This window comes from Pseudomonas sp. LBUM1678 (genome assembly GCF_059695575.1).
This window is the reverse complement of the sequence record NZ_CP166775.1, coordinates 5,918,862-5,944,022: the sequence shown is the minus strand read 5'-3', so window position 1 is coordinate 5,944,022 and position 25,161 is coordinate 5,918,862. Positions and strand designations below refer to the sequence as shown.

The 25,161-nt window shown below is 59.0% G+C and carries 25 protein-coding genes and 2 pseudogenes; 19 read left to right on the top strand and 8 right to left on the bottom strand.

Annotation, left to right across the window (positions count from 1 at the left end; translation table 11 throughout):
• Positions 1–18 precede the first annotated feature (18 nt).
• Positions 19–1,518: an AMP nucleosidase gene (amn, locus tag ACA070_RS27055; RefSeq protein ID WP_169858286.1), complete on the top strand. Its 1,500-nt coding sequence runs from the start codon at positions 19–21 to the stop codon at positions 1,516–1,518.
• Positions 1,519–1,586: 68 nt separating this feature from the next.
• The gene (locus ACA070_RS27050; RefSeq protein WP_497449027.1) at positions 1,587–2,222 is read left to right on the top strand and encodes a pseudouridine synthase; all 636 of its coding nucleotides are present in this window, start codon (positions 1,587–1,589) and stop codon (positions 2,220–2,222) included.
• On the opposite strand, the gene ACA070_RS27045 is transcribed toward ACA070_RS27050, so the two are convergent.
• Both ACA070_RS27045 and ACA070_RS27040 read right to left on the bottom strand, forming a co-directional pair.
• A complete protein-coding gene (locus ACA070_RS27045; protein WP_109635094.1) occupies positions 2,217–2,426 on the bottom strand; it encodes a DUF2788 domain-containing protein in 210 nt (69 codons plus the stop codon). The genes ACA070_RS27050 and ACA070_RS27045 overlap by 6 nt on opposite strands.
• A 122-nt stretch (positions 2,427–2,548) precedes the next feature.
• The gene (locus tag ACA070_RS27040; RefSeq protein WP_007894448.1) at positions 2,549–3,028 is read right to left on the bottom strand and encodes an Lrp/AsnC family transcriptional regulator; all 480 of its coding nucleotides are present in this window, start codon (positions 3,026–3,028) and stop codon (positions 2,549–2,551) included.
• A gap of 436 nt (positions 3,029–3,464) precedes the next feature.
• On the opposite strand from ACA070_RS27040, the gene ACA070_RS27035 reads away from it, so the two are divergent.
• Complete coding sequence (locus ACA070_RS27035) at positions 3,465–4,502, top strand: DUF6515 family protein (protein ID WP_497449026.1); 1,038 nt, start codon at positions 3,465–3,467, stop codon at positions 4,500–4,502.
• Here ACA070_RS27035 and ACA070_RS27030 read toward each other — a convergent pair.
• Both ACA070_RS27030 and pmcY read right to left on the bottom strand, forming a co-directional pair.
• Complete coding sequence (locus tag ACA070_RS27030; protein WP_497449025.1) at positions 4,487–5,392, bottom strand: cation diffusion facilitator family transporter; 906 nt, start codon at positions 5,390–5,392, stop codon at positions 4,487–4,489. The genes ACA070_RS27035 and ACA070_RS27030 overlap by 16 nt on opposite strands.
• 29 nt (positions 5,393–5,421) lie before the next feature.
• Complete coding sequence (gene pmcY, locus ACA070_RS27025; RefSeq protein ID WP_259156072.1) at positions 5,422–5,841, bottom strand: periplasmic Zn2+ metallochaperone PmcY; 420 nt, start codon at positions 5,839–5,841, stop codon at positions 5,422–5,424.
• A 110-nt stretch (positions 5,842–5,951) separates the two neighbouring features.
• Here pmcY and ACA070_RS27020 point away from each other — a divergent pair.
• The 3 genes and pseudogenes from ACA070_RS27020 to hrpB all read left to right on the top strand — a co-directional run.
• Positions 5,952–6,032: pseudogene (locus tag ACA070_RS27020) on the top strand (DEAD/DEAH box helicase); the annotation flags it as partial.
• A gap of 82 nt (positions 6,033–6,114) precedes the next feature.
• A complete protein-coding gene (locus ACA070_RS27015; RefSeq protein WP_497449024.1) occupies positions 6,115–7,122 on the top strand; it encodes a hypothetical protein in 1,008 nt (335 codons plus the stop codon).
• Between the two features lie 385 nt (positions 7,123–7,507).
• Positions 7,508–10,024 carry an ATP-dependent helicase HrpB gene (hrpB, locus tag ACA070_RS27010; RefSeq protein ID WP_497449023.1) on the top strand — a complete coding sequence of 839 codons (2,517 nt, stop codon included), beginning with the start codon at positions 7,508–7,510 and terminating at the stop codon, positions 10,022–10,024.
• Positions 10,025–10,079: 55 nt separating this feature from the next.
• On the opposite strand, the pseudogene ACA070_RS27005 reads toward hrpB, so the two are convergent.
• Positions 10,080–10,532 (bottom strand): annotated as a pseudogene (locus tag ACA070_RS27005) (aromatic amino acid transporter AroP); the annotation flags it as partial.
• Positions 10,533–10,812: 280 nt separating this feature from the next.
• Between ACA070_RS27005 and ACA070_RS27000 the strand changes: the two are divergent.
• From ACA070_RS27000 to ACA070_RS26980, 5 genes are all read left to right on the top strand, one after another.
• On the top strand, positions 10,813–11,553 hold the full coding sequence (locus tag ACA070_RS27000; RefSeq protein ID WP_497449022.1) for an alanyl-tRNA editing protein: 741 nt from the start codon (positions 10,813–10,815) through the stop codon (positions 11,551–11,553).
• Positions 11,554–11,578: 25 nt separating this feature from the next.
• A complete protein-coding gene (locus ACA070_RS26995; protein ID WP_497449021.1) occupies positions 11,579–12,478 on the top strand; it encodes a hypothetical protein in 900 nt (299 codons plus the stop codon).
• A 423-nt stretch (positions 12,479–12,901) separates the two neighbouring features.
• Positions 12,902–13,159 carry a hypothetical protein gene (locus ACA070_RS26990; protein WP_462048349.1) on the top strand — a complete coding sequence of 86 codons (258 nt, stop codon included), beginning with the start codon at positions 12,902–12,904 and terminating at the stop codon, positions 13,157–13,159.
• 3 nt (positions 13,160–13,162) lie between these two features.
• Positions 13,163–13,324, top strand: coding sequence for a hypothetical protein (locus tag ACA070_RS26985; RefSeq protein ID WP_497449020.1), 162 nt, complete (start codon positions 13,163–13,165; stop codon positions 13,322–13,324).
• A gap of 182 nt (positions 13,325–13,506) precedes the next feature.
• Positions 13,507–13,740, top strand: a complete 234-nt coding sequence (locus ACA070_RS26980; protein WP_497449019.1) for a hypothetical protein — start codon at positions 13,507–13,509, stop codon at positions 13,738–13,740.
• A gap of 15 nt (positions 13,741–13,755) precedes the next feature.
• Here the strand turns inward: ACA070_RS26980 and ACA070_RS26975 are convergent, their stop codons facing one another.
• Positions 13,756–14,670 carry a LysR substrate-binding domain-containing protein gene (locus ACA070_RS26975; protein ID WP_497452031.1) on the bottom strand — a complete coding sequence of 305 codons (915 nt, stop codon included), beginning with the start codon at positions 14,668–14,670 and terminating at the stop codon, positions 13,756–13,758.
• Positions 14,671–14,896: 226 nt separating this feature from the next.
• On the opposite strand from ACA070_RS26975, the gene ACA070_RS26970 reads away from it, so the two are divergent.
• The 5 genes from ACA070_RS26970 (at position 14,897) to ACA070_RS26950 (ending at position 20,812) form a co-directional block, all read left to right on the top strand.
• Positions 14,897–16,390: an aldehyde dehydrogenase gene (locus ACA070_RS26970; protein WP_497452030.1), complete on the top strand. Its 1,494-nt coding sequence runs from the start codon at positions 14,897–14,899 to the stop codon at positions 16,388–16,390.
• Positions 16,391–16,421: 31 nt separating this feature from the next.
• On the top strand, positions 16,422–17,792 hold the full coding sequence (locus ACA070_RS26965; RefSeq protein ID WP_497449018.1) for an aspartate aminotransferase family protein: 1,371 nt from the start codon (positions 16,422–16,424) through the stop codon (positions 17,790–17,792).
• Between the two features lie 396 nt (positions 17,793–18,188).
• On the top strand, positions 18,189–19,175 hold the full coding sequence (locus tag ACA070_RS26960) for an ABC transporter substrate-binding protein (RefSeq protein ID WP_497449017.1): 987 nt from the start codon (positions 18,189–18,191) through the stop codon (positions 19,173–19,175).
• Between the two features lie 9 nt (positions 19,176–19,184).
• Positions 19,185–19,988 carry an ABC transporter permease gene (locus ACA070_RS26955; RefSeq protein WP_497449016.1) on the top strand — a complete coding sequence of 268 codons (804 nt, stop codon included), beginning with the start codon at positions 19,185–19,187 and terminating at the stop codon, positions 19,986–19,988.
• Positions 19,976–20,812 (top strand): ABC transporter ATP-binding protein, encoded by an 837-nt coding sequence (locus tag ACA070_RS26950; RefSeq protein WP_497449015.1) that lies wholly within the window; start codon positions 19,976–19,978, stop codon positions 20,810–20,812. The genes ACA070_RS26955 and ACA070_RS26950 overlap by 13 nt, the downstream gene beginning before the upstream one ends.
• A 114-nt stretch (positions 20,813–20,926) precedes the next feature.
• On the opposite strand, the gene ACA070_RS26945 is transcribed toward ACA070_RS26950, so the two are convergent.
• Entirely contained in the window at positions 20,927–22,003 is a 1,077-nt protein-coding gene (locus tag ACA070_RS26945; protein ID WP_497449014.1) for an endonuclease/exonuclease/phosphatase family protein, read from the bottom strand.
• A 78-nt stretch (positions 22,004–22,081) separates the two neighbouring features.
• The gene (locus tag ACA070_RS26940; protein ID WP_497449013.1) at positions 22,082–22,756 is read right to left on the bottom strand and encodes a YciC family protein; all 675 of its coding nucleotides are present in this window, start codon (positions 22,754–22,756) and stop codon (positions 22,082–22,084) included.
• Between the two features lie 177 nt (positions 22,757–22,933).
• Between ACA070_RS26940 and ACA070_RS26935 the strand changes: the two genes are divergently transcribed.
• From ACA070_RS26935 to ACA070_RS26925, 3 genes are all read left to right on the top strand, one after another.
• A complete protein-coding gene (locus tag ACA070_RS26935; protein WP_497449012.1) occupies positions 22,934–23,689 on the top strand; it encodes a DUF2076 domain-containing protein in 756 nt (251 codons plus the stop codon).
• A 141-nt stretch (positions 23,690–23,830) separates the two neighbouring features.
• A complete protein-coding gene (locus ACA070_RS26930; protein WP_010467410.1) occupies positions 23,831–24,310 on the top strand; it encodes a LabA-like NYN domain-containing protein in 480 nt (159 codons plus the stop codon).
• A gap of 22 nt (positions 24,311–24,332) precedes the next feature.
• The gene (locus tag ACA070_RS26925; protein ID WP_497449011.1) at positions 24,333–24,944 is read left to right on the top strand and encodes a 3'-5' exonuclease; all 612 of its coding nucleotides are present in this window, start codon (positions 24,333–24,335) and stop codon (positions 24,942–24,944) included.
• Positions 24,945–25,161: the final 217 nt, after the last annotated feature.

The following is a 25,161-nucleotide window of genomic DNA, read 5'->3' as shown; positions in this document are numbered from 1 at the left end:
AGCGATGATGCAGGCAAGATGAAGCTCTGCAAGTCAGAACACAGGATGCTGATCGTGACCGAAGCTTTTATTGTCGTTCAAACCGCCGAGCAAGCCGTGGACCGGCTTGCGCTCTTGCACAACCGTGCAACCACCGCGCTGAACCAGGCGCTCAAGCGTTATCTCAAGGATCGAGTTGAACCGGACGCCGAACAGCGTGCGATGTTTCGTTATCCCGAACTGCGTCTGACCTATCACTGCCAGGGCGAAGTCCCGCAGACCACGCGCGCCTATGCCAAGGTTCAGTTGCCCGGAACCTACAGCGTCACCGTCACCCATCCGGCGGCCTTCCGCAAATACCTGCTGGAACAACTCGTGCCGTTGATGCACGACTTCACCGTGACCGTGGAAGTCGGCATCAGCCAGCAAAACATTCCTTATCCGTACGTGGTCGAGCAGGGCGATGAGCTGGCCGGTTCCGGCGTCACCGCTGCCGTGTTGGCGCGGGTGTTCCCGAGTACCGACCTGTCGGCCGCGACCGACGGTATCGCCGATGGTTTGTACGATTGGGAAAATACCGATCCGCTGCCACTGGCCCTGTTCGATGCCGCGCGGGTGGATTTCTCGCTGCGCCGTCTGGTGCATTACACCGGCAGCGACTGGCGTCATGTGCAACCGTGGATTCTGCTGACCAACTATCACCGTTACGTCGACCAGTTCATCGTCCATGGCCTGGAACAATTGCGCAGCGACCCGCGTTTCGTGCGCATGGTATTGCCGGGCAACGTGATCATCGAAAAGAGCATGGACCACGGCGAAGCCTCGGCGATTGCCGCCGGTGTGGTGTGGCACCGCTATCAGATGCCGGCCTATCACCTGATTGCCAGCGATGGCCATGGCGTGACCCTGGTGAATATCGGCGTCGGCCCGTCCAACGCCAAGAACATCACCGACCATTTGGCGGTGCTGCGTCCACATTGCTGGCTGATGATCGGCCACTGCGGCGGCTTGCGTCAGTCGCAGACCATTGGCGACTACGTTCTGGCTCACGCTTATATGCGCCGCGACGGGATTCTTGATCGCGTGGTGCCGCCGAACATTCCAATCCCGGCCTTGGCCGAAGTGCAGATGGCCTTGCAGCAAGCGGCGGCCAACATCACCGGCGAGAAGGGCGACGAACTGAAGAAACGCCTGCGCACCGGCACCGTACTGACTTACGACGACCGTAACTGGGAATTGCGCTGGGCTCAGGAACGTCCGCTGATCAACCTGTCCCGCGCCGTGGCGGTGGACATGGAAAGCGGCACAATCGCGGCCCAAGGCTATCGCTTGCGGGTGCCGTACGGCACGTTGCTCTGTGTGTCGGACAAGCCGCTGCACAGCGAAATCAAGCTGCCGGGCTCGGCCAACGCCTTCTATGAGCGAGCGGTCAGCCAGCACTTGAAGATCGGGATCGAGGCGGTGGACCTGTTGCGCACCGAACTCAACTCGCTGCACTCACGCAAATTGCGCAGCTTCGACGAACCGCCGTTCCGCTAACAATCATGGCCATTTAGCGGTCGGGGCACTAGCATTAGCAGCCCTGACCGTTAGATGTTCCTTTTCCCATGTCGCGTCCTCAACGTCCCGTTTCCCGCCGCCCTGGCGCGAACACTTCTCCATCAGCCCCACGCCGTGTCGCCAAAGCGCCACCGGCCGAGCCGAAACTGATTCTGTTCAACAAACCGTTCGATGTGCTGACGCAGTTCAGCGACGGTGAAGGGCGGGCGACGCTCAAGGATTACATCGAGATTCCGGGGATTTACCCTGCCGGAAGGCTGGACCGCGACAGCGAAGGTTTGCTGCTGCTGACCAACGATGGCCAGCTTCAAGCGCGAATCGCCGACCCGAAACACAAATTGGCGAAGACCTATTGGGTACAAGTGGAGGGCGAGCCGAGCGCTGAGCAGTTGCAGCGTTTGCGTGACGGTGTCGAGTTGAATGACGGCATGACCTTGCCGGCCGAGGCGCGGCAGCTTGAAGAGCCCGAGCTGTGGCCACGCAACCCGCCGGTGCGCTTTCGCAAAAGCGTGCCGACCCGTTGGCTGGAATTGGTGATTCGCGAGGGGCGCAACCGTCAGGTGCGGCGCATGACGGCGGCGGTCGGCTTGCCGACGTTGCGTCTGGTACGGGTCAGAATCGGCAACTGGACGATCGAAGGGCTCGATCAGGGCCAGTGGAAGGAAGTGCCGGCGCGCTTATAACGCGCCGGATTCGATCAGGCCGATCACCACGCTTTTGATTACGAACGCGGCCACGCCCAGACCCAGTACGGAGAACAGGATGACCGAGCCAAAGCGTCCGGCTTTGGATTTCTTCGCCAGATCCCAGACGATGAAACCCATGAAAATGATCAGGATGCTGACCAGTCCAGTCATCATCCACTCTTCGAATACGGCAGGATCCATTGAGTATCTCCAGCGCGGGCGGGGCTAAAAGGCGCTGGAGTATACGGCATGGAGGAGTGGTGGAGGATTGACCTGCGGCAGTGTGTCGCAGCTATTCATCGCCTGTGCCCGCGAAGGCGCCCTCAGCTACGCAGATGAGTCAGAGGCAACTCAGTGCTGTTGAGCACCTGATTCAACACAAAACTCGAACGAACGCTGGTCACCCCTTCAATCCGGGTCAAATGCCCCAGCAGCAATTTCTGATAGTGATCCATGTCCGGCACGACGACTTTCAGCTGATAGTCCGCATCCATCCCCGTCACCAAGCTGCATTCCAGCACCTGTGGCAACGTGCGAATCGCAGCTTCAAAGTTCTCGAAACGCTCCGGCGTATGTCGGTCCATGCCGATCAGCACGTAAGCCGTGAGGCTCAATCCGAGCATCTTGCGGTCCAGCAGCGCCACCTGGCGGGTGATGTAGCCGTCGTCTTCCAGTTGCTTGACCCGGCGCGAGCAAGGCGAAGGCGACAGGCCGATGCGTTCGGCCAGCTCCTGGTTGGAGATGCGCGCGTCACGCTGCAATTCCGCCAAAATGCTCAAGTCGTATCGGTCGAGTTTGCTCATCAATCAGGCCTTTGTCATAACTATTGCGGTAGATTATCTATCCAGGGTTAAAAATTGCGCAAGTGATGTTTAATTGAGCAATCTTCGCAATCCTCTGTCGGCGCCTGCGGCCTATTCTTATCACCAGAATCACTGCTCGGACAAACAGTCCACAGCCGCTCGCCGAATCAGGCCAGCGGCGGCCGCCACCCCCCACAGGGGATGTGCCGGCCCCCGAGCTACACACTGTTCAGAAGACGGCGTGAGGTGAGCCGACGTCATAAGCGTCGAGCACGGACGAAGTTCTCAAAGGGAGGCCGACGGGTCTCCCTTTTCTTTTGCCTGGAATTTGAGAGCTGCCCTCAATAAATAAGTTGCGCGACTGATAACCTGTTGCAGAACCGCCCTGTACTTTCCCAGTCTTACGTACAGGCCCTAACCCGCAGTGAGGAAAAGGATGAAGTCGCGCATCTGGCGTTTGGCCGGTGTTGGTTTGCTGTGTGTAAGTGTCACTGCGCAATCGCTGGCCGATGATCAGCAAAACCGTGGCCCCGAAGGCGGGCAACGTGGATCGGATGGCCATCAGGGCAACAATCAGGGGCATGGCGGCAATAATCAGCCGCGCCCGCAGAACAACGACATCATTCGTGGCGACAACAGCCGCCAGTTCGAGCACAACGGCCAGAATCAGAACAACCAGAATCAGAACAACGGCCAGTGGCAGAACCGTCAGCAGCCGAACTACAACAATCCTGTTCGCTCACCGCCGCCACCGCCGCAGCTACCGGCCAATGACCTGCCGATCCAGGGGCGGCCCGACACCGTGCGCCAGACCCAGGAGCCGCAGCGTGGTTATTATCAGGACGTTCCGCGACGCAACGATTACAACCAGCACTGGCAGAACAACGGTCCGCGTCCCGATGATCGCCGTTGGGCCGGTCGTCCGGACGGGCACGGTAACGGCTGGGGCCCCGGCCCGCAGTATCGCCCGGGTCATGTGATCGACCGCTTCCCGGACCGTGACTACCGCGTGCCTTATGGTGGTCGGGATTATTTCTATTCCGGCGGCTACTGGTATCGCCCGCAAGGCCCGCGTTATGTGGTGGTTCAACCGCCTCGCGGAATTCGGGTCAGCTACTTGCCTGACTACGCACGTGAAGTATGGATCGGTGGGTCGCTGCTGTTCCTGGCGGCGGGTTCGTATTACGCCTATCAGGAAAGCTCTCAGGATTACGTGGTGGTCGAGCCGCCGATGCAGTCGCAACCGCAGCCGCAACCGGTCAACAACAGTTACGACGTGGAGGCCTATCCCGCCAACGGCCAGTCCCCGGAACAGGTCAACCAGGATGGTTTCGAGTGTTATCAATACGCGGTGCAGCAGAGTGGCTTCAATCCGCGGACTGCCACCTATCAGCCAGACCCGGCGGTGGTACAAGCCTACCGTCAGGCTCAGGGTAACTGCCTGAGCAGTCGCGGTTATCAGGTTTCCTTCTGAGTCCTTGCCGCCAGTACTACTTCCTGCGGGTCGGCGTGCACCAGCACTTCGGCTCGCGGGTAAGCGGCGTGAATCGCATCGGCGGCTTGGTCGCTGATGCCGTGAGCGACTGACAACGTCAGGTCGCCCGGCAATTCCAAGTGCAACTGCACGAACCACTGGCTGCCGGAAATCCGCGTGCGCAGGTCATGCGCCCCCAAAACCCCCGGAACGCCGCAGGCGAGTTCGAGCATGTGCTGGCTCACGTCCGTCGGCAGCTCCTCATCCATCAGCACCGTAAAACTTTCCCGGGCGATCTGAATCGCGCTCCAGAAAATGTACGCTGCGATTGCCAGACCGAACCAGGGGTCGACCTGATGCCAACCAAACCCGGCCAACACCAGCGCCACCAGAATGCTGCCATTTAGCAGCATGTCCGAGCGGTAGTGCAGGGAGTCGGCGCGCACCGCATTCGAGCCGGTGGCCTTGACCACCCGATGTTGCAACATCAGCAACGCCAGGGTCAGCGCCAGGGAGAACACAATCACCCCGATGCTGATCCACGGCGCGCCCACCGGCTCCGGATGTTTCAGCCGCTCGATCGCCTGCAAGGCAATCAGCACCGCACTGCCGCCAATGAACAACGCTTGAGCCATGCCCGCCAGCGACTCGGCCTTGCCATGCCCGTAACGGTGATCGTCATCTGCCGGACGCAAGGCGTAATGCACCGCCAGCAAGTTGAGCAAGGAGGTGACGCCGTCGAGCGCCGAGTCGGTCAGCCCGGCGAGCATGCTCACCGAACCGCTCAACCACCAAGCGATGGCTTTGGCGACGATCAGCGTACACGCCACCGCCACTGAGGCACGGGTCGCAAGCCGCAGGAGGCGGGCGTGTTCGGAGCTGGAGATCATAGGTGCGGCTATTCCTTCAAGTGCACGGATTAAGCGGCGGGTTGCAGGCCGAACATGGCCAGTTGCTGAGCGCTGCCCTTGTGTTGAATCAGACGCGGGTCATCCAGTGGAAAGCTGCGGCCCAGCTCGGTTTCGAGAATGGTCTGCAACTTGTGGTTATCGACCTTGCCGTCGGCACCGATCGCTTCCTTGAGTTTTTCCGGAGCCACCTGGGCCGTGTGGCCAGGCTCGAAGTAAATCGCGCCAGTGGCGAAGTCGACCGCAAAAGCGATCAGGCCGGGGATGATGTAGAACAGCAGACCCACGGCATCCAGCGCCGCGATCGCCGGGTCGATCTTGCCGTCAATCTGCCCACGGCGATCGGGGTAGAAAATCGATCCGCAAGCGGTCACCTGGGTGAGCAGGGTGGCGACCAAAACACCGCCAATCAGGCGAAAGGGAACACGCATAGGAAATCTCCTGGGTCATCTGGTAAACGAAGGGGCGTCTATATGAATTAGGACCGCGACGAACGCCCGGCAGTTCGCCGTTATACTCGTGGCTCTGTTTTGGAGCCAGCATGATTTCTTTGCCGATTGATGAAGTTTTACCCGCCCAGCGTGAAGCCTTGGCGACACGCCACGAAGCCGTGCTCGAAGCACGCTGAATCTGAACGCTGGTAACGCAATTGTTGAACAGTAACATTGCGCCTGTTACTGTGCTGAAAACGTGTTATCAGGCGCATGAGTGTGAAGACCGGCAGGCAAGACATTCAAGACTACTTCGAATCGATTTTCGGGATTAAACCCGAGATCAAGCGCTGGGGGAAAACCAAAGGTTTACCTTTTTATCTCTTGGACGAATACGCCTTCGACATCGTGAGGCTCTACGACCGGCAATGCCTCGTATTGCTTGCTCACGAGCCTTTCGAAAACGTTGCGACGATCCGCAAGCACATCGAAGTTCTGCAAAAAATGGTGGATCACCCGATCCTCTATGCAACCGGCGCACTCAAATCATATGAAAGAAAACGCCTCATCGAGTCTGGGGTTCAGTTTGTAGTGCCTGGCAATCAACTCTTCGCTCCACAGCTTGGAATGGATCTGCGCGAGTTTTTTCGCAGCAGGCAAGTCGATAAACAAGTCATGGGCCCGGCGAGCCAGGTATTGCTTATCGCAGCCATCATCCGAGGGTGGGATCAGGGTTTTACCTTTCGAGGTGGAGACCTGGTGGGGAGCGAGGCGTACTCGAAAATGACAATGTCCAGGGCGATGAAAGAATTTCAATCGTTTGGACTGATAGAGCCGGCCACGAATGACAAACCACCTCGCTGGCGCTTTGTTGCGACGCCTGAAGTCATCTGGGAAAAAGCCCTTCCAGCGTTGCAAAACCCGGTGAAACGGGTGACGTACTCTGATTGGTCCCCTTTGGTGCAGAGAGCGGCTGGTCTGTCTGCGCTCAGCAAAGCGTCGATGCTCGGGGAGCCCCCGATACCGATCATCGCGTTTTCCAAAGAAGAGTGGGACCTGGAGGTCAGGGGGGCTGACCGCAAAGAAGTCGATCGATTTGATGATCCCGTTTTTGAGGTCGAAATATGGAGTTACTCTCCCGACCACATTCCTGGCAAAACCTGTGTTCCAGTGTCGAGCGAAAGTGTGGACCCCCTGTCTCTCTACCTCAGCTTAAAGGATGACGCAGACGACAGAGTCCAGATCAGTCTCGATGAAATGATGGAGAAGATAGAGTGGTAAAAGGACTGGATACCCTATATCGGTGTAGATCGACTGATCCCGCTTAAAGCACAGGCATGGACTAACCTCAGTCGCCCGGAATGCGCAGAGCCGAATGCGGGCCGAAAGAGCAGTAAACACCTGAAGGACATTGTTGTGCTGTCCCGCCTGCTTTCTGCGGATTCCGAGTTTGATTTGCCCGCAAGTATCGCAAAAGATTTGCGGCAGTTTCTGGACGTCATGCCTTCACTAAACGTAGACATGAAAGCCCTCGGGCTTCGCGGAGTTACGATTGCTGAAGTCGCGGAGCGCATCGGGACAGCATTCAAAATCTAGATTCTGAACGCCCGGTTGCAGTGGGCTGGGAGCTTCGCCGTTATACTTCCCGGCTTGTCTGGGAGCCAGCATGATTTCTTTGCCGATTGATGAAGTTTTACCCGCCCTGCGTGAAGCCTTGGCTACACGCCACGAAGCCGTGCTCGAAGCACCGCCCGGCGCCGGTAAAACTACCCGTGTTCCGCTGGCCTTGCTCAACGAGCCGTGGCTGGCCGGGCAGACCATTCTGATGCTTGAACCGCGCCGTCTGGCGGCGCGGGCGGCGGCGGAGCGGCTGGCCAGTGAGCTGGGGGAGAAGGTTGGTGAAACCGTCGGTTACCGCATTCGGCTGGACAGTAAAGTCGGCCCCAAGACCCGTATCGAAGTGGTCACCGAAGGTATTCTCACTCGCCGCTTGCAGGATGACCCTGCACTCGAAGGCGTTGGCCTGCTGATCTTCGACGAATTCCACGAGCGCAGCCTCGACGCGGATCTTGCGTTGGCCCTGAGCCTGAATGGCCGCGAGCTGTTTCGTGACGATCAGCCGCTGAAAATCCTTTTGATGTCCGCAACCCTGGAGGGTGAACGCCTTGCCGGGCTGCTCGACGACGCGCCGATCCTGCGCAGTGAAGGCCGCATGTACCCGGTGGCAATGCGCTGGGGTCGGCCGTTCCAGCCCGGTGAATTCATCGAGCCGCGTCTGGTGCAGACGATCCTCGAAGCCTTGAATGATGAGACCGGCAGCGTGCTGGTGTTCCTGCCGGGGCAGGCGGAAATCCGGCGTGTTCATCAGCAGTTGGCGGATGCGCTGGGCGAGAGCACACAGGTTTTGCTTTGCCCGTTGCACGGTGAATTGGACCTGTCGGCTCAACGCGCCGCCATCGATCCGGCCCCGGCGGGCATGCGCAAAGTAGTGTTGGCGACCAACATCGCCGAGACCAGCCTGACCATCAACGGCGTGCGCGTGGTGATCGATGCCGGACTGGCGCGGGTGCCGCGTTTTGATCCCGGCAGCGGCATGACCCGGCTCGACACCCAGCGAATTTCCAAAGCCAGTGCCACTCAACGCGCCGGCCGGGCCGGGCGTCTGGAACCGGGCGTGTGTTATCGCTTGTGGTCGCAGGATCAGCACGAGCAACTGGCGGCCTATGCCAGCGCGGAAATTCTCTCGGCGGACCTCGCCGGTCTGGCCTTGCAGCTCGGGCGCTGGGGCGTGACACCGACGCAATTGGTGTGGCTCGACGTGCCGCCCGCCGCCGCTTACGCACAGGCTCAGGACTTGCTTGATCGCTTGGGCGCATTGGACGGCGAAGCACTGACCCGTCACGGCCAGGCCATGGCCGAACTGCCGGCGCATCCGCGCATCGCGCACTTGTTGTTGCGCGGACAGGCACTCGGGTTGGCCGACATGGCCTGCAATGTCGCGGCATTGCTTGGCGAGCGGGATATTTCGCGTGGCGCCGGAGCGGATCTGCACAGCCGATTGGTGTTGTTGTCCGGCGAAGAACGCGCCGCTCGCGGTGCTCAGGGCGGCGTGCAACGTGCCCGACAACTGGCGCGGCAGTATCGCGGTTACCTGCGCGGCAAAGCCTCGGAGCCGGTCAGCGATCCCGATCATCCGCGCTGGCTCGGCGCTCTGTTGGCGTTGGCCTATCCCGACCGCGTCGCTCAGCAACGTCGGGCCGGTGGTGCGGAATATCGCTTGGCCAACGGCCGTGCGGCGTTGTTCGCTGAAGCGGACAGTTTGATGAAGCAGTCATGGTTGGTGATTGCAGATCTGGGCAGCCGTCAGGGCCAGCGTGAGGAACGGATTTATCTGGCGACGGATTTCGATCCGTCGTTGTTCGATTCGGTGTTGGCCGAGCAAGTGCGCGTGGTTGATCAACTGGACTGGGATGAACGCGAAGGCGTGTTGCGCGCCGAGCGTCAGCGCAAGGTCGGTGAATTGATCCTCAGCCGCGAACCGCTGACCGGACTTGATGAAACCGCTCGCAGCCAGGCGCTGGTCAATCTGGTACGCCGCAAGGGGCTGGAGCTGTTGCCGTGGACCCCGGAGCTGCGTCAGTGGCAGGCGCGGGTGGCGTTGTTGCGCCAGCTGGATCTTGCCAGCAAGGCCGAAAGCGAATGGCCGGATGTCAGCGACGCCGCGCTGCTCAAAAGCCTTGAACTTTGGCTGATGCCGTATCTGGGGAAAGTCTCGCGGCTCAGTCATTTCGCCAATCTGGACCTGTCGAGCATCGTCCACAACCTGCTGCCATGGCCGCTACCGCAACGTCTGGATGAGCTTGCGCCGCATCATCTGAGCGTGCCGTCGGGTTCTTCGATTCGTCTGGATTACAGCGAGCAGCCGCCGATTCTGGCGGTGCGGTTACAGGAGTTGTTCGGCTTGGCAGAAACCCCGCGGATTGCCGGGGGCCGGCAAGTGGTGAAGCTGCATCTGCTGTCCCCTGCGCGGCGGCCGGTGCAGGTGACTCAGGATTTGGCGAACTTCTGGCGCAGCACGTATGCCGAAGTGAAGAAGGATTTGAAGGGGCGGTATCCGAAGCATTACTGGCCGGATGATCCGTTGGTGGCCGAGGCGACTGCGCGGATCAAACCCCGCAAGTAAGGACGTCCGTGCCCGGCCTCAGCCGGGCGACGGGGCGTCCGCGATTTGCAATCGTTCAGGCCTCCCCGTAGAGCGCCTGCGAAACACTGCGTTTGTGCTTGATGCCATGGCAGATCCACATCAACGCAATCCATATCGGTATCGCATACACCGCCATCTGATAGATGGGATCCAGCAGCATGACGCCCAATATGAACACCACGAATGCCAGGCAAACATAGTTGCTGTAGGGGTACCACAGAGCCTTGAACCGCGATGTCTGTCGGGTGTTGTTCATGTGCTGGCGAAATTTGATGTGGGACACGCTGATCATCGCCCAATTGATCACCAGCGTCGCAACCACCAGAGACAGCAGCAATTCCAGGGCATGCTGCGGGATCATGTAGTTCATCAGCACCGCGATCAGGGTCACGGCCGTCGACGCTAGGATGGAACGCACGGGGACGCCGCGCCTGTCGATCCTTACCAGGCTTTGCGGGGCGTCACCTTGCTCGGCCAGGCCCAGCAATGGTGATTGCAGCTTTTCCATGGTCATACGGTCTTCGAAGACTTAACTTATTTTCACAATATATCAATCAGTTGGGTTGTCCTTCGGCTCGACATGCAGCGAGGTCGCGTGCGTAGCTTGGAAACATCTTGCGGAAGAAACATATTTCTATCTGTTGAGTTTATGGGTGTGGGTGGTATTCAATGCATCGCAGGCGGGAGATGCCAACGACTCCATGGAAGCCCTCGATGATTCGCGAGGGTTTCCAGCGCACCCCGGTGAGACTTTACTCGAGGTAAACATGAGCGAAACACAGCCTTTATTTCACGAAAAGCCGTATCTGAAGCAACTGGAATGTCGAGTCGACTCGCTTGACCGCGACGACGCGGGTCTTCCTTTTGCGCTCTTTGGCGAGACAGTTTTCTACCCGCAAGGAGGCGGACAGCTCGGAGATCGAGGCGTGTTGAAAATCCCGAGCCCAGGGAAGGATGAGGCACTGCGAGCATTGGAGATTGTGTCGACCAAGAAAAGGGATGATCAGATCAGGCATTACTTGAGCGTTGACGATGAGGTGTTCTCGCTGCTGAGCGCGCACGCGATTGGCCAGCAGGCTACGGCAACGCTTGATTGGCCATTGCGATATCATCAGATGCGTCTTCATTCGGCCATGCATTTGATGCACTGCATGCTGGAGCAGACGCTTGGTCGGGCCATTCCACACCCGATACGTTCTCCGTTGAGTGACGACGGAGGGGAGAATCAATACGAGTTTGTCGGAGAGTTCGACGAAGACAGTTTGAGGCGGGCGACGGATACCTTGAACGAGTTTTGCTCTGCAAAGCATGAGATTCGTACGGAAGCGGATACGAGCAAAGGACATGGATTTCGTTGGTGGCAATGCGAAGACTGGTCAATTCCCTGTGGGGGAGTTCATGTGCGTAATACGCAGGAAATAGGCGTGGTAACTTCCAGTATGAAAATCAAGAAAAACACGACCAGAGTGGTTGTCACTCTGTCGGCAGAGGCTGAAGAGCTTGGATAGTAAACGAGCGTTTGGTGCGTTTCTCATGCAGTTGCGGATCGAAAAAGGGCATCTGAAGGTTTCAACGTTTCTCGAAGAGGTCAATATTCCATTTTCGGCCAATTACTATCGTGACGTTGAGGCCGGAAGGAAACACCTGAGTATTGATGCCGCAGTGGAGTTGCATGACCATCTTGGTATCGACGCCTCAAGTAAAGTCAGTTTTGATTATTTTTGGCATTACTTCAGAGACTTGCTGCCCGCTAACGTCCACGAGATGCTGTTTGGCAAAGGTGTCGAAGTCACGGATCTTTCTTCCAGGCTTGAGCTGAGAGAGCATGATTCGAAAATTTTACGTCGGGCGCTGAGTTTAAGTCGGTATGAGCGTGAGTTCATCATCACCGAAGAGGTGATTGCAGCCTTCGAAGCGAACTTTGAACTGCTCCCATTGATGACTTATCTCTATATGGTGGACAGTGCCTCCGTTGCTGAGGTCCAGTGGGTGTGCCAGCAAATTGGCCTTGCCTACGATCAACATACAGAAGCGTTCTTGAACCTTGTCTCCAAAGAACGAACAGCACCTGAAGATCCCTTTGTTCGTCATGCACCAACGTTGAGGATGCCCAGAACAGTTGATGCGCTGAGGTTGAAGGATCAGTTTCTGCGCAATGAAGTGGAACGGTCGCTGCTAAAGCCTGAAAAAAGTGAATACTTTGATGTTGCAGGCACTTTCAAATACAGCTCGATGGTGACACTGAAAGACGCGGAAATAGAGCAGATTCAGGACCGTCTTGTGGATCTTTTCTCTCTCATTGAAGTGCATAACAAGTCAGGGCGTCAGCTTGAGGACTCAGGCGCCCAACCCTATTTCTTTGGATTAATTGTGTCTGGCCGTCAGGAGTATGATGGGCGAGCGGCTCGAAAGACCAAAAGTACCGAGGAATGAACAGGCAGGAGGCGGGTGTCATCGCCTTCTTTGTTCGTTGATTCGCGACCGTCGACCGCTCACAGGAGTGCGCGGTGATCTGGCAAGATAAAAAGAAACCTGGCAGTGATTAGTCAGAACAGGGATGAGACTAATGAATACTCTGGTTGTTGAAAAACTCCTTCAGCTGTTTAGCGAACGTTTAACAGTGCTCCGGATCTCGACTTGATGGCCTGGGTCGCGATGACAACTCCTCGCCCGCCGAAGAGCCCTGTATGTGCAGCCATACTTTAGTTAGCGCTGTGGTCGCATAAATATCGAATGAATTTTGAGCTATTGTCCTTGCGCGCGGGCTCAGCAGTCAAGAAATACTAGAAATATCAATTTCAATTAAAAGCTAGTTTTCGCATCGTCATAACCTAAACGTTTTTAAGGAGTTAATCCGTGAATCGCTATCAGCCTCTTAAAGCTAACGCATCCAACACCCCAACTTTCTACATAGACTCGCATGCCGCACCCAGCCTGTTGTTTGAAGATGCCTGTTTCAGAATACGCGCCGCCACCAGACTTTTAGAGGCGCTCACATCTGTAACCGTGAAACATACTGTTGATGCAGACTTCTTCCGACTGATACTTCCAGCCTATTTGTTGTTACAGGATGGTGTCGACGCGCTGGATCAAATAACGTTTAAAGGACAGTGAGTCATGACTGAGCCAGCAACCATTGAAATGATCAAAGCAGCAATGATGAAAGCAATTGAAACGGGGCTTGTTCCTCGTCACCCTCACCTTGATGGCTATATCAGAAGTTGGGAAAGCCTGGCGCTCGTCATCCAGGCTGCGCTTGAGGCAACACCCGAAAACTGATGAGTCTCGCACGCTCTTTTACGAAGGTCTGAAGTCTCCACCGATTTTGATGTCCTCACTTCTTGAGGCTCAAAAAAATAAGTCGAGGGTGTAATTAGTAGAAAATCCAATGATCGAGCGCAAAACCCAGGCGCACCACGCGAGTCAAGCCTGATCCTGAACTGGGTAAACGGGCCGACAGTATGCTGGCCCGTTACAAAAAGTCCGAAGATCTCTTCGGACGGCCATCGCGACAGAGCTGCGCCCTTGCAGCGGTGCTCGGACTGCTGGCTGTCGCGCAAGAGCTCAGCTTCATGTCTTTCCTGTTGGGATTTGCCGCCTGCGTGACCGCAGCCGTGGGGGCATCGGTATCGATTGCCTTGAAGCGGCCACTCATCGGCATCGAAATCGAGCACAGGTCACCTCAGGTTTCCTGAAGGGGGCCGGGGCATTCAAGCACCGGCCTTGGCCGTCAACTGCTCCCGACAATAATCAGCAAACAACTGCGCCGGCTTGGTCAGTTGCCCACGCTTGAGCCACGCCGCCACCAGCCCTGATCCGGTGACATCTTCAACAATGTCCACGCACACCACCTTCTTGCCGTCGTAAGTGCATTCCGAATGCGGCCGCGTCACCAGGATCGAGAAGCCGAACCCTTGTCCGACCATCCCTCGCACCATCTCGATCGACGGTGAGCTGAAGGCAATGTTCGGCGACAGGTTCAGTTCTTCGAACAGGCTGACGAAGTAGGTCCGGCTCGGTTGCACGTCCAGCAGAATCATCGGCTCCAGGCACAGGTCGCGCAGTGACACTTGCTTGAGCTGGGCGAAGCGATGGTCCGCCGGCAGCAACGCATAAGGTCGCTGCGCCGGCATCAGCGGTTCGGTTTCGATGGTGGCGTCGAGGTCGTGCTCATAGAGTATCGCCAGGTCGAAAGTGCCCGAGGTCAGGCCTTGCACCAGCTCTTGCTGCTCGCCGTCGCGGATGCGGATTTTCACCCCCGGGTACAGCGCCGAGAAGCCGGCAATCAATTGCGGCAGGTACAGCGGCGCGACCGTTTCGAAGCAGCCGATATCGATTTGCCCGGCCACCACGTCGTTGTCGGCCAGGGCGTTCTGTTCGAACTCCTTGGCCATGCGCAGCAGTTCCTGGGCCTTGCGATAGAAGCGCGCGCCGCTGGGGGTCAAGGACACGCCCTGGGCATGATGACGGATCAGCAGTTGCACGCCGAAGCTGTCCTCCAGGCCTTTGATCGCCGTGGAGATCGCCGGCTGGGCGATGTACAGCTTGCGCGACGCCTCGGCGACGCTGCCGCATTCGACGGTGGTGATGAAGTACTTCAATTGACGCAGGTTGTAGGCAGCCACGGCAAACCTCGGGGTGGATGGACTCGACATCCAGGCAATTTTTGCGCCGACTGCATCCGTTCTGACGACGGTGTTGTTGTGTTTGAACAATAACCACATCCAGCACAACCGGGGAGATTGGCTGCCCAGTTTTTTCATGGTCTGCGAAGACATTTTTACTATTTTTACTGGACTCGGGCCTGGGCCACCATCCAAAACACAAGAAAAGCCCATGGAGCATCTGAACGTGTTCGAGCTTGCATATTGGCAAAACAAAGCCGCCGCACTGCGGTTTCCCGATCTGGCCGTGATCGACGGCAAACACCGTCCGGCGCAGTCGGGCCAGACTTTCACAGCGATCAACCCGGCCACCGGCCAGTGCCTGGCGAAGGTGACTGCGTGCGGCGATGAAGAAGTGAACGCCGCGGTAAGCAATGCGCGGCAGGTGTTCGAGGCCGGTACCTGGTCGGCGCGATCGCCGGGTGAGCGCAAGCAAGTGCTGCTGCGCCTCGCCGACCTGATCATGACCCACCGCGAAGAACTGGCGCTGCTCGACTCGCTGAACATGGGCAAACCGGTGATGGACGCCTACAACATCGACGTGCCGGGCGCCGCCGGGGTATTTCGCTGGTACGCCGAAAGCCTCGACAAACTCTACGACCAGATCGCTCCCAGTGCGCAAAACGTGCTGGCGACCATTACCCGCGAAGCGCTGGGCGTGGTCGCGGCCGTGGTGCCGTGGAATTTCCCGTTGGACATGGCCGCGTGGAAACTCGCGCCAGCGTTGGCGGCGGGCAATTCGGTGATTCTCAAGCCCGCCGAGCAATCACCTTTCTCCGCGTTGCGTCTGGCCGAGCTGGCGCTGGAAGCCGGGCTGCCGCCAGGCGTGCTGAACGTGCTGCCGGGTCTCGGCGAGCAGACCGGCAAGGCACTCGGTTTGCACCCGGACGTCGACTGCCTGGTGTTCACTGGCTCCACCGAAGTCGGCAAATACTTCATGCAGTATTCCGCGCAATCGAACCTGAAACAGGTGTGGCTGGAGTGCGGCGGCAAGAGCGCCAATCTGGTGTTCGCCGATTGCCAGGACCTTGATCTGGCCGCCGAGAAAGCGGCGTTCGGCATCTTCTTCAATCAGGGCGAAGTCTGCTCGGCCAACTCACGGTTGCTGGTGCAGCGTTCGATTCATGACGAGTTCGTCGAGCGCCTCAACGTGCAGGCCGAGCGCTGGCAACCGGGGGATCCGCTGGACCCGGCAAGCAGCGCCGGGGCGATTGTCGACAGCCGTCAGACCGCGCGCATCATGAAGTTCATCCAGCAGGCCGAACGCCTCGGCGCGACCAAGGTGTGCGGCGGTCGGCAGTCGATTTTCAACGGCTCCGACAACTTCATTCAGCCGACGATTTTTACCGGCGTGAGCCCGGACATGCCGCTGTTTCGCGATGAAGTGTTCGGCCCGGTGCTGGCGGTCACGGCGTTCGACGACGAGGCCCACGCCTTGCAACTGGCCAACGACAGTGTCTACGGATTGGCGGCCTCGCTGTGGACCGACGACCTCAATCGCGCCCATCGCGTGGCGCGGCAATTGCGAGCGGGCACGGTGTCGGTCAACAGCGTCGATGCGCTAGACGTGACCGTGCCTTTCGGCGGCGGCAAACAGTCCGGTTTCGGCCGCGACCTGTCGCTGCACTCGTTCGATAAATACACCCAGTTGAAGACCACCTGGTTTCAGCTGCGCTCATAACAGCCGCTTATAACAAAACGGAGAACTGGCGATGACCACACCACGTGAAACCCGCGACTACCAGGCCGCCGACGCAGCGCACCACATCCACGCATTCGTCGATCAAAAGGCACTCAACGATGAAGGACCCCGGGTGATGGTCCGTGGTGAGCGCCTGCACCTGTGGGACAACGATGGCCGGCGTTACCTCGACGGCATGTCCGGGTTGTGGTGCACCAACCTCGGTTACGGGCGCAAGGATCTGGCCGCTGCGGCGACCCGGCAGCTCGAGCAGTTGCCGTACTACAACATGTTTTTCCACACCACCCACCCGCAGGTCATCGAGCTCTCGGAGCTGCTGTTCAGCCTGTTGCCGGGGCACTACAGCCACGCGATCTACACCAACTCTGGCTCCGAAGCCAATGAGGTGCTGATCCGTACCGTGCGGCGTTACTGGACGATCCTCGGCCAGCCCGAGAAGAAAATCATGATCGGTCGCTGGAACGGTTACCACGGCTCGACCCTGGCGGCGACGGCGCTCGGCGGCATGAAATTCATGCACGAAATGGGCGGCATGCTCCCCGACATCGAACACATCGACGAGCCGTACTTTTTCGCCCACGAGGGCAACCTGACCCCGGCCGAATTCGGCCTGCGGGCGGCGCAGCAACTGGAAGCGAAGATTCTCGAACTGGGTGCGGACAAGGTCGCCGGGTTTATCGCCGAACCGTTCCAGGGCGCGGGCGGGATGATCTTCCCTCCAGAAAGTTACTGGCTGGAAATTCAGCGGATCTGCCGCAAATACGACGTGCTGCTGTGCGCCGACGAAGTGATTGGCGGCTTCGGTCGCACCGGCGAATGGTTCGCCCACGAGCACTTCGGTTTTGAGCCGGATACGCTGTCGATCGCCAAGGGTTTGACCTCGGGCTACATCCCCATGGGCGGTCTGATTCTGTCGAAGAAAATGGCGCAGGTGCTGGTGGAGCAGGGCGGGGTGTTTGCTCACGGCCTGACCTACTCCGGGCACCCGGTGGCTGCGGCGGTGGCCATCGCCAACCTCACGGCGTTGCGCGATGAAGGGGTGGTGACGCGGGTAAAGGACGACATCGGCCCGTACATGCAACAGTGCTTGCGCGAGGTGTTCGGCAATCACCCGTTGGTGGGCGATATTCAGGGTGTCGGCATGGTGGCGGCGTTGCAATTGGCGGAGGACAAAAGCAGTCGCAAGCGCTTTGCCAATGAGAACGACATTGCCTGGCGTTGCCGCACGATTGGGTTTGAGGAAGGGGTGATCATTCGCTCGACGCTGGGGCGGATGATCATGGCGCCGGCGTTGATTGCGAGTCGTGAGGAGGTTGATGAACTTGTCGGGAAAACCCTGAAGGCGGTTGATCGTACGGCTCAGGAATACGGCCGACTTTAAAATTGCCGGAAGGTCCTTCGGACCTTATCGCGAGCAGGCTCACTCCCACAGGGGTTCTGTGTTGACCTCGGTAGAGAGGGCAACTCAGAACCCCTGTGGGAGTGAGCCTGCTCGCGATTGCTTTTGCCCATTCAACACATATCTCAGCTTTGCACCCACCCAGGGCACACCGCCCAACCCCGCCCTTTAGCAGTGCGCGCTACCCAGTTTTTTCATCACTCCCAACGACATATTTCCTGATTTTCCTATTCCCGCCCCTGGTCCAACATCGACCTCGCCAGTCAGCCGAATGCTGACCACCGAAAGGTTCAACAGAGACCACCGGTGGCAACTGCTCCTAGGCCACTGGCCGTACTGCCCATGACAAAACTAAATCAACAGCTTTGGGAGTGCTCCATGATCAAGTCCTTGCTTAACCGCGTCGCTCATCCACTGGCGGTCACCGCCATCGCCGCGACGGTCGCCACCAGCGCCCAGGCCGGCACCCTGTCCATCGGCCACACCACGTGGGTCGGATATGGCACGCTCTACCTGGCCCGGGATCTGGGCTACTTCAAGGAAAACGGTCTGACTGTCGAATTGCCTGTCGTCGAAGAAGCCTCGATGTACATGGCCGCCCAGGCCTCGGGCGAGTTGTCGGGCTCGGCGTCGACCATCGACGAAGTGCTCAAGTACCGTCCGCAATTCTGTTTCAAGGCGGTGGCCGCACTCGATGACAGCCATGGTGGCGACGGTGTTTTGGTCGGCAAGGACGTCAAGAGTCTGCAGGAGCTGAAGGGCAAAGCCGTGGCGGTGAACGAAGGTTCGACCTCGCAATTCTGGCTGTCGTACTTGCTGAAAAAACACGGCATGAAAATGAGCGACATCACCGTGCAGAACATGACCGCCGACGATGCCGCCACCGCGTTCATCGCCGGTCGTGTGCCGGCCGCCGTGACCTGGGAGCCGCACCTGTCGATGGTCCGCAACAAGCAACAAGGCAAAGTGTTGATCGACAGCAGCAGCACGCCGGGGGTGATTGTCGACGTGGTCGCGCTCAACTGCACGGTCATCGAGAAGCAGCCGGAGGACGTCAAGGCGTTGGTCGCCGGTCTCTACAAAGCGGTGCAGTACACCAAGGATCATCCTGAAGAAGCCTACAAAATCATGGCCAAAGGCGTCGGCGGTTACCTCGCCGATCCGAAGGAGCTGGCCGCCGCTGCGCAAGGCGTGCGCTTTTACGATCAGGCCATGAGCGAAAAACTCCTGGGCTCGCCGGGCAAGCCGGGCGACAGCGAACCGCTGATCAAACTGGCCAACGAAACCGCCAGCGAATTGCAGGGCAAACCCTACAACGTCAGCAATGACGACCTGATCGACAACCGCTTCGTCAGCCCGCTGTAGGAGGTCCGCATGTTCAAGCGCAATTCATGGCTGAGCCGCTGCATCACGCCCAAGACCGGTTTGCCGGTGCAAGTCATCTGGAGCGCGAGCGGCCTGGCCTGGGCGTTGTTGATCGGCCTGTGGGCCGGGTTGTCTTACGGCGGCGTGGTGCCGGGCATGTTCCTGCCGACACCGGGCGCGGTGGTTGAAGCCGCCGTGCGCCTGAGCCGCGACGGCACCCTCGGTTTGCACGTGTGGGCCAGTCTCGAAGTGGTGATGGTCGGTTTCATTATCTCGTCCCTGGTGGCGGTGCCGCTGGGGTTACTGATGGGCAGCTTCCGCATCGTCCAGGCGTTCCTTGAGCCGATGGTCAATTTCATCCGCTACCTGCCGGTGACCTCGTTCGTGCCGCTGTTCATTCTGTGGATCGGCATCGGTCTGGAGCAGCGGGTGTCGGTGATCATCTTCGGCGTGTTCTTCCAGCAACTGGTGATGATCGCGGACGTGTCCAAAGGCATCTCCAAGGACTTGATCAACGCGTCTTACACCTTGGGTTCAAACCGCCGCGATGCGGTGCTGCATGTGATCGCCCCGGCGTCGTTGCCGGGTGTGCTCGATACCTTGCGTGTGACCATGGGCTGGGCCTGGACTTACCTCGTAGTCGCCGAGCTGGTCGCCGCATCCAGTGGCCTGGGTTACTTGAGCCTTAAAGCCATGCGCGGCTTTCAAGTGGATGTGATTTTCCTGGCAATCGCGATCATCGGCCTGCTGGGTCTGGTCACCGATCAACTGTTCCGTTTTCTCCGTTTGAGGATTGCCGCATGGGCTCAGTAAGCGCCGTCAACCCGCGTTTCGTCACACCCACGGCCGCCCCGGTGCAGGCTGCGCCACGGCTGCAAGTGGACAAGGTCAGCCTGCACTATCAGAAACCGGACGGCGGCATGTTCACAGCGCTGGAGCAGGTGTCGTTCGAAGTGCCGGATCAACAATTCGCCGTGCTGGTGGGGCCGTCGGGCTGCGGCAAGTCGAGTTTGCTGTACCTCACGGCCGGTCTGAATGAACCCACGGAAGGCGAGATCTATGTCGGCGGCCAGCAAGTGCAAGGGCCGGGCGCGGATCGCGGCATGGTGTTCCAGAGCTATACGTTGTTCCCGTGGCTGACGGTGCGGCAGAACGTCGAGTTCGGCCTTAAGCGGCGCGGCATGGCGACCGCACAGCGCAAGGAGATCGTCGATTACTACGTCAATGAAGTGGGCCTCACCGGGTTCGCCGACAACTACGCCAAGCAGTTGTCCGGCGGCATGATGCAGCGTGTGGCGATTGCCCGGGCGCTGGCCAATGACCCGCAAATCCTGCTGATGGACGAACCCTTCGGCGCGCTCGACAGCCAGACACGCCTGCAAATGCAGCAGCTGTTGTTGCGGGTCTGGGGCAACAGCAAGAAGACCGTGCTGTTCGTGACCCACGATATCGACGAGGCGATTCTGTTGGGGGATCGGGTCTACGTGATGGGTGCGCGGCCGGGACGGATCAAGCAGATTCTGGACGTGCCAATCGAACGCCCACGGACCCTGGACATGGTCATGGAGCGCTCGTTTATCGACATGAAGCGCAGGATTTTCGGGCTGTTACATGACGACTTGGAGGAAGTGCATTGACCGCACGATCTCCTGTAGGAGCCGGCTTGCTGGCGATAGCGGTGTATCAGTCGACATCAATATTGAATGACGAACCGCAATCGCCAGCAAGCCGGCTCCTACAGGTTATGCGTGTCAGTTAGCAGGCAGGAGAAACCGCGCAATCACCGGTAAGTGATCGGAGATGCGCAAGGTATCGTCCTGCCTCACCATGGCCTCGACCCGTTTGATCCGCGGGCTGTAGAAGATGTAATCAACCGTACGGTCCGGGCCGTTCAAGCCTGGATCATTCGGGTAGTGGGTCAGCCACCGTGCTCGATCGACCCCGCTGGCTTCGTTGTTGGTCGGGATCATCGGGTATTTGTCCCACAGCACATGCAGTGCGCTGTCGACGGAGTAGGGCGTGCGTTGTTCGTCGGGCAGGCGTCGATACTGGCCCAGCGGCAACAGGTTGAAGTCGCCACCGATCAACCACGGGGTGCCACGGCTTTCAAGCTTGTCGAGCACTTTGGCCACTGCGGTCACTTGGGCTTGCAGAGTCTCGTCGGGCTGGATGACGCGGTCCAGATGGGTATTGAGCACGGCGATCTGCCCACCGTCACTCAACGGCAGGTACGTCACCAGCAAAGCGTTTTTCGGTTTGAACTGACGGCTGATGAGGTTGGCCGACGCGACCGGCAATTGCAGGCGTTCGGCGTGTTCGATCTGGAAACGGCTGAGGGTGGCCAGTTGCCGGCCGACGCTGCCGAAGATGTGCGGCAGCGGCACGAAATCGGCTTTCCAGTCGAAGGCGTGAGCGCTGCACGGATAAAGGTCGGCGACCCGCTCCTGGAGCAACTTGAACTGGTTCTGGTAATTGCTGGCCTTGGCGCCGTCATCCAGTTCCTGCAACAGCACAATGTCCGGCTGCTCGTCGCGAATCACCCGCGCCACTTCATCGAGGCTGAAGGCCATGTCTTCAGGGGTGGGGCTGTCGTCGTCACCTTCGGCCTGGTCATTCCAGAAAACGTAGCGTTTACCCGCAAGGTATTGAACGTTCCAGGTCATCACTTTCAGCGCCTGGCCGGGTACCAGCGTGGGTGCCTGGGTGCTGCAGCCAACCGGCAATGCTTCCTTGGCTTCGGGGCGCCAGGTCAGGTTGTAGATCAGCAAGGCAATCAGGCCTGCCGCGATCAGCAGGCCCAGCAGGGTGTAGCGCAGTAGACGGGTCATGGCTCGGCTTATAGCGTTACAAAAGATGAGCTCGAGCATAACCGAGCGCCGGGCTTAAGCCCAAGGGGATCGCGTTCTTCAAAGTGGTCGATCAATTTTCTCGGGCGCATCGGCAATCAGCATGAACAACCGGAATACCACCACGCTGGTGAACAGTTGCAAAAAGCTGTGCGCGCTGTCGATCAGCAGCGAAATCACCGGGTTCTGCGGCTCCGGGTAAATCGCGAGGGTCGCGCCCTTGAGTACCCACAACGGGCCCATCACACACAGGATGCACGCCAGGATGCGCAGGAAATGGCCGCGGGTCAGGCGCAGGCTTTCCTTCATCGCCGCCAGCGGTGCCAGGCCGCGTAGCACCAGCAGGTACTCGCCAAACGCCAGGGTCACCATCAGCCAGATGCCCGGCAGGAAATACAGCGACAGGCCGATCAGAATCAGCAAGGTATTGAGGGCGGTGAGCAGGGCGAAGCGCGGCCACAGGTAGGCCGACCGCGACAGCAGTTCGCGGTTGCTCGGCGATTCGCCTCGGCTGCGGGCATCGAGAAACAGGATCAGCGCGGCGGTGTACAGCGGATACACCAGCAAGCCGACCATCACGCTGATACCGGGAAAACTGTCAGGCTCGGTGGAGCGATCGACCACTTGTTGCAGCAGCGCTTCGAAGATCACCAGCGGCAGGCACAGCCGCACAATCTGGCCCAGATTGCGCTTGAAGAAATACAGAGAGTCACGCAGCACATCGAACGAATTCATCAGTCGGTATCGCAGGTTGAAAGCAGTGGCCCACTTTAACCGATGAAGCGCTTTGGGGCGCAAACGTAAACGTTCGGTAAAGGTCATTGAAACATCCTGTATCAGCCCCATTACTGGAGAGCACCTTATCCACAGTGGATGAGGGCGACGATATTCCCGGCAATCTACGAGGTCGCCATGAACAGCGAAGAACAAACCCTGATCGATGGACTGTTTTCCCGGCTGCAACAGGCCGAAACGGACTCAGCCCCACGCGACGCCCAGGCTGAGGCGCGGATCAAGGAGCATCTGACTCGCCAACCTGCGGCAGGCTATTTCATGACCCAGGCGATCCTGGTTCAAGAAGCCGCCATCAAAAGCCTCGACGCACAGAACAAGCAACTCGCTCAGCAAGTGCAGCAATTGCAGGCCGAACTGCAATCGGCCAAGACTCAGACGTCGGCGCCCGCCAGCGGTGGTTTCCTGTCGAGCATCTTCGGTGGCGGTTCCCGTGATCCGCAGCCAGCACCGACGCAAAGCGCACCGCCCTCCAATGGCGGATGGCGTGAGCCGGGGCGGCCGTCGTTCAATTCGCAGCCGCCACAGCAAAACTTCGGTGCTGCGCCGCCTCAGCAGAATTACGCACAACCACAACAGCCCGTTGGCAACGGCTTCCTCGGCGGTGCGCTGAAAACCGCGGCTGGCGTGGCCGGTGGCGTGATGCTGGCGCAAGGCATCAGCAGCCTGTTCCAGCACAATCAGCAGCCGGAAGTGGTGGAAGTCATCAAGGAAGAGCCGGCTCAGGTCAATGATCAGAGCGACAGCGGCAACGGCTGGGGCGACGATCAGCGCGTGGCGGACAACAACGCCAACGATCAGGGCGGCTTCACCGATGCCGACTACAGCGATGACAGTTCATCGTTCTTTGGCGGCGACGACGATTCCTTCGTCTGATTCACCGGTGGCGAGGGAGCAGGCTCCCTCGCCACATGGCCGATTATTCGCGGAACAATCCTTCAGGCTGGCATACTGGGCCACTTTTCGGGCCTGGTGCCTGACCCAGCCTGCGCGCGACTGCGCCAAAGAGGATTCACGGTGAAAAAAATCGCAGTGTTCGCCGATGTCCAGAACCTCTATTACACCGTGCGTCAGGCCTATGGTTGCCACTTCAACTACGCCGCACTGTGGGCTGATATCAGCAAGCAGGGCGAGATCGTCGAGGCCTATGCCTACGCGATCGATCGCGGCGACAGCAAGCAGCAGCAATTTCAGCAGATCCTGCGCAACCTCGGCTTCATCGTGAAGCTAAAACCCTACATCCAGCGCAGTGATGGCTCAGCCAAAGGCGACTGGGACGTGGGCATCACCCTCGACATCATGGACGCCGCCGATCATGTCGACGAAGTGGTATTGGCTTCCGGTGACGGTGATTTCGACATGCTGCTGGAGCGCATCATCACCAAGCACGGCGTGCAGGCAGTGGCCTACGGCGTGCCGGGCCTGACGGCCAACTCGCTGATCCGCGCCGCCAGCCGCTACGTGCCGATCGAAGGCGCGTTGCTGCTCAAGAATTGATTTTTACGGAGTTGAAACAGGTTTGGAACGCATAGCAGTCATCGACTTTGAAACCACCGGGATCTCCCCGAGCAGCAGCTGTCGGGCCACGGAAATTGCCGTGGTGATCCTTGAACAGGGACGCATCGTCGAGCGTTACCAGAGCCTGATGAACGCTGGCGTGCGCGTCCCGGCCTTCATCGAACAACTCACCGGCATCAGCAATGCCATGCTGCGCACCGCGCCATCGGCGGAGCAGGTGATGAACGAAGTCAACGAATTCGTCGGCATCACGCCGCTGCTGGCGCACAACGCCGCGTTCGACCAGAAGTTCTGGGACTTTGAGCTGGGGCGGATCAAACGCACACGCTTGCAGAACTTCGCCTGCTCGCTGCTACTCGCCCGCCGCCTGATGCCCGCCGCGCCGAACCACAAACTCGGCACCCTCACCACCTTCGCCAGCCTGCCCAACACCGGCAAGGCTCACCGGGCCATGGCCGATGCCGAGATGGCGGCCAACCTGACGGCGCATCTGGTTCAGGAACTGCATCAGAAGCACGGGCTGCGCGAGTTGTCCCATGATCTGCTGGTCAGCTTGCAGAAAGTGCCGGCGGCGAAGATCAACGAACACCTCAAGCGCCATCGCGGGTTCTGACCGACACACCGCAAATCCCCTGTAGGAGCGAGCCTGCTCGCGATAGCGGAGTGTCAGTCGGCATCAATGTTGACTGACACTCCGTCATCGCGAGCAGGCTCGCTTGTATGTTTAGACTTGAAGGGGTGGGCGGGACTACAGACTCGATTCTGACTCTGACCAGTACAGACCGTGGGAGACTTCTCGTCCCGCCCCTTCTACCCAAAGCGCCGATAAG

Excerpts from the sequence above, each read along its gene's own strand:
- amn (WP_169858286.1), top strand. The coding sequence starts at position 19 with ATGAAGCTCTGCAAGTCAGAACACAGGATGCTGATCGTGACCGAAGCT.
- ACA070_RS27050 (WP_497449027.1), top strand. The coding sequence starts at position 1,587 with ATGTCGCGTCCTCAACGTCCCGTTTCCCGCCGCCCTGGCGCGAACACT.
- ACA070_RS27045 (WP_109635094.1), bottom strand. The coding sequence starts at position 2,426 with ATGGATCCTGCCGTATTCGAAGAGTGGATGATGACTGGACTGGTCAGC.
- ACA070_RS27040 (WP_007894448.1), bottom strand. The coding sequence starts at position 3,028 with ATGAGCAAACTCGACCGATACGACTTGAGCATTTTGGCGGAATTGCAG.
- ACA070_RS27035 (WP_497449026.1), top strand. The coding sequence starts at position 3,465 with ATGAAGTCGCGCATCTGGCGTTTGGCCGGTGTTGGTTTGCTGTGTGTA.
- ACA070_RS27030 (WP_497449025.1), bottom strand. The coding sequence starts at position 5,392 with ATGATCTCCAGCTCCGAACACGCCCGCCTCCTGCGGCTTGCGACCCGT.
- pmcY (WP_259156072.1), bottom strand. The coding sequence starts at position 5,841 with ATGCGTGTTCCCTTTCGCCTGATTGGCGGTGTTTTGGTCGCCACCCTG.
- ACA070_RS27015 (WP_497449024.1), top strand. The coding sequence starts at position 6,115 with ATGAGTGTGAAGACCGGCAGGCAAGACATTCAAGACTACTTCGAATCG.
- hrpB (WP_497449023.1), top strand. The coding sequence starts at position 7,508 with ATGATTTCTTTGCCGATTGATGAAGTTTTACCCGCCCTGCGTGAAGCC.
- ACA070_RS27000 (WP_497449022.1), top strand. The coding sequence starts at position 10,813 with ATGAGCGAAACACAGCCTTTATTTCACGAAAAGCCGTATCTGAAGCAA.
- ACA070_RS26995 (WP_497449021.1), top strand. The coding sequence starts at position 11,579 with ATGCAGTTGCGGATCGAAAAAGGGCATCTGAAGGTTTCAACGTTTCTC.
- ACA070_RS26985 (WP_497449020.1), top strand. The coding sequence starts at position 13,163 with ATGACTGAGCCAGCAACCATTGAAATGATCAAAGCAGCAATGATGAAA.
- ACA070_RS26980 (WP_497449019.1), top strand. The coding sequence starts at position 13,507 with ATGCTGGCCCGTTACAAAAAGTCCGAAGATCTCTTCGGACGGCCATCG.
- ACA070_RS26965 (WP_497449018.1), top strand. The coding sequence starts at position 16,422 with ATGACCACACCACGTGAAACCCGCGACTACCAGGCCGCCGACGCAGCG.
- ACA070_RS26960 (WP_497449017.1), top strand. The coding sequence starts at position 18,189 with ATGATCAAGTCCTTGCTTAACCGCGTCGCTCATCCACTGGCGGTCACC.
- ACA070_RS26955 (WP_497449016.1), top strand. The coding sequence starts at position 19,185 with ATGTTCAAGCGCAATTCATGGCTGAGCCGCTGCATCACGCCCAAGACC.
- ACA070_RS26950 (WP_497449015.1), top strand. The coding sequence starts at position 19,976 with ATGGGCTCAGTAAGCGCCGTCAACCCGCGTTTCGTCACACCCACGGCC.
- ACA070_RS26945 (WP_497449014.1), bottom strand. The coding sequence starts at position 22,003 with ATGACCCGTCTACTGCGCTACACCCTGCTGGGCCTGCTGATCGCGGCA.
- ACA070_RS26940 (WP_497449013.1), bottom strand. The coding sequence starts at position 22,756 with ATGAATTCGTTCGATGTGCTGCGTGACTCTCTGTATTTCTTCAAGCGC.
- ACA070_RS26935 (WP_497449012.1), top strand. The coding sequence starts at position 22,934 with ATGAACAGCGAAGAACAAACCCTGATCGATGGACTGTTTTCCCGGCTG.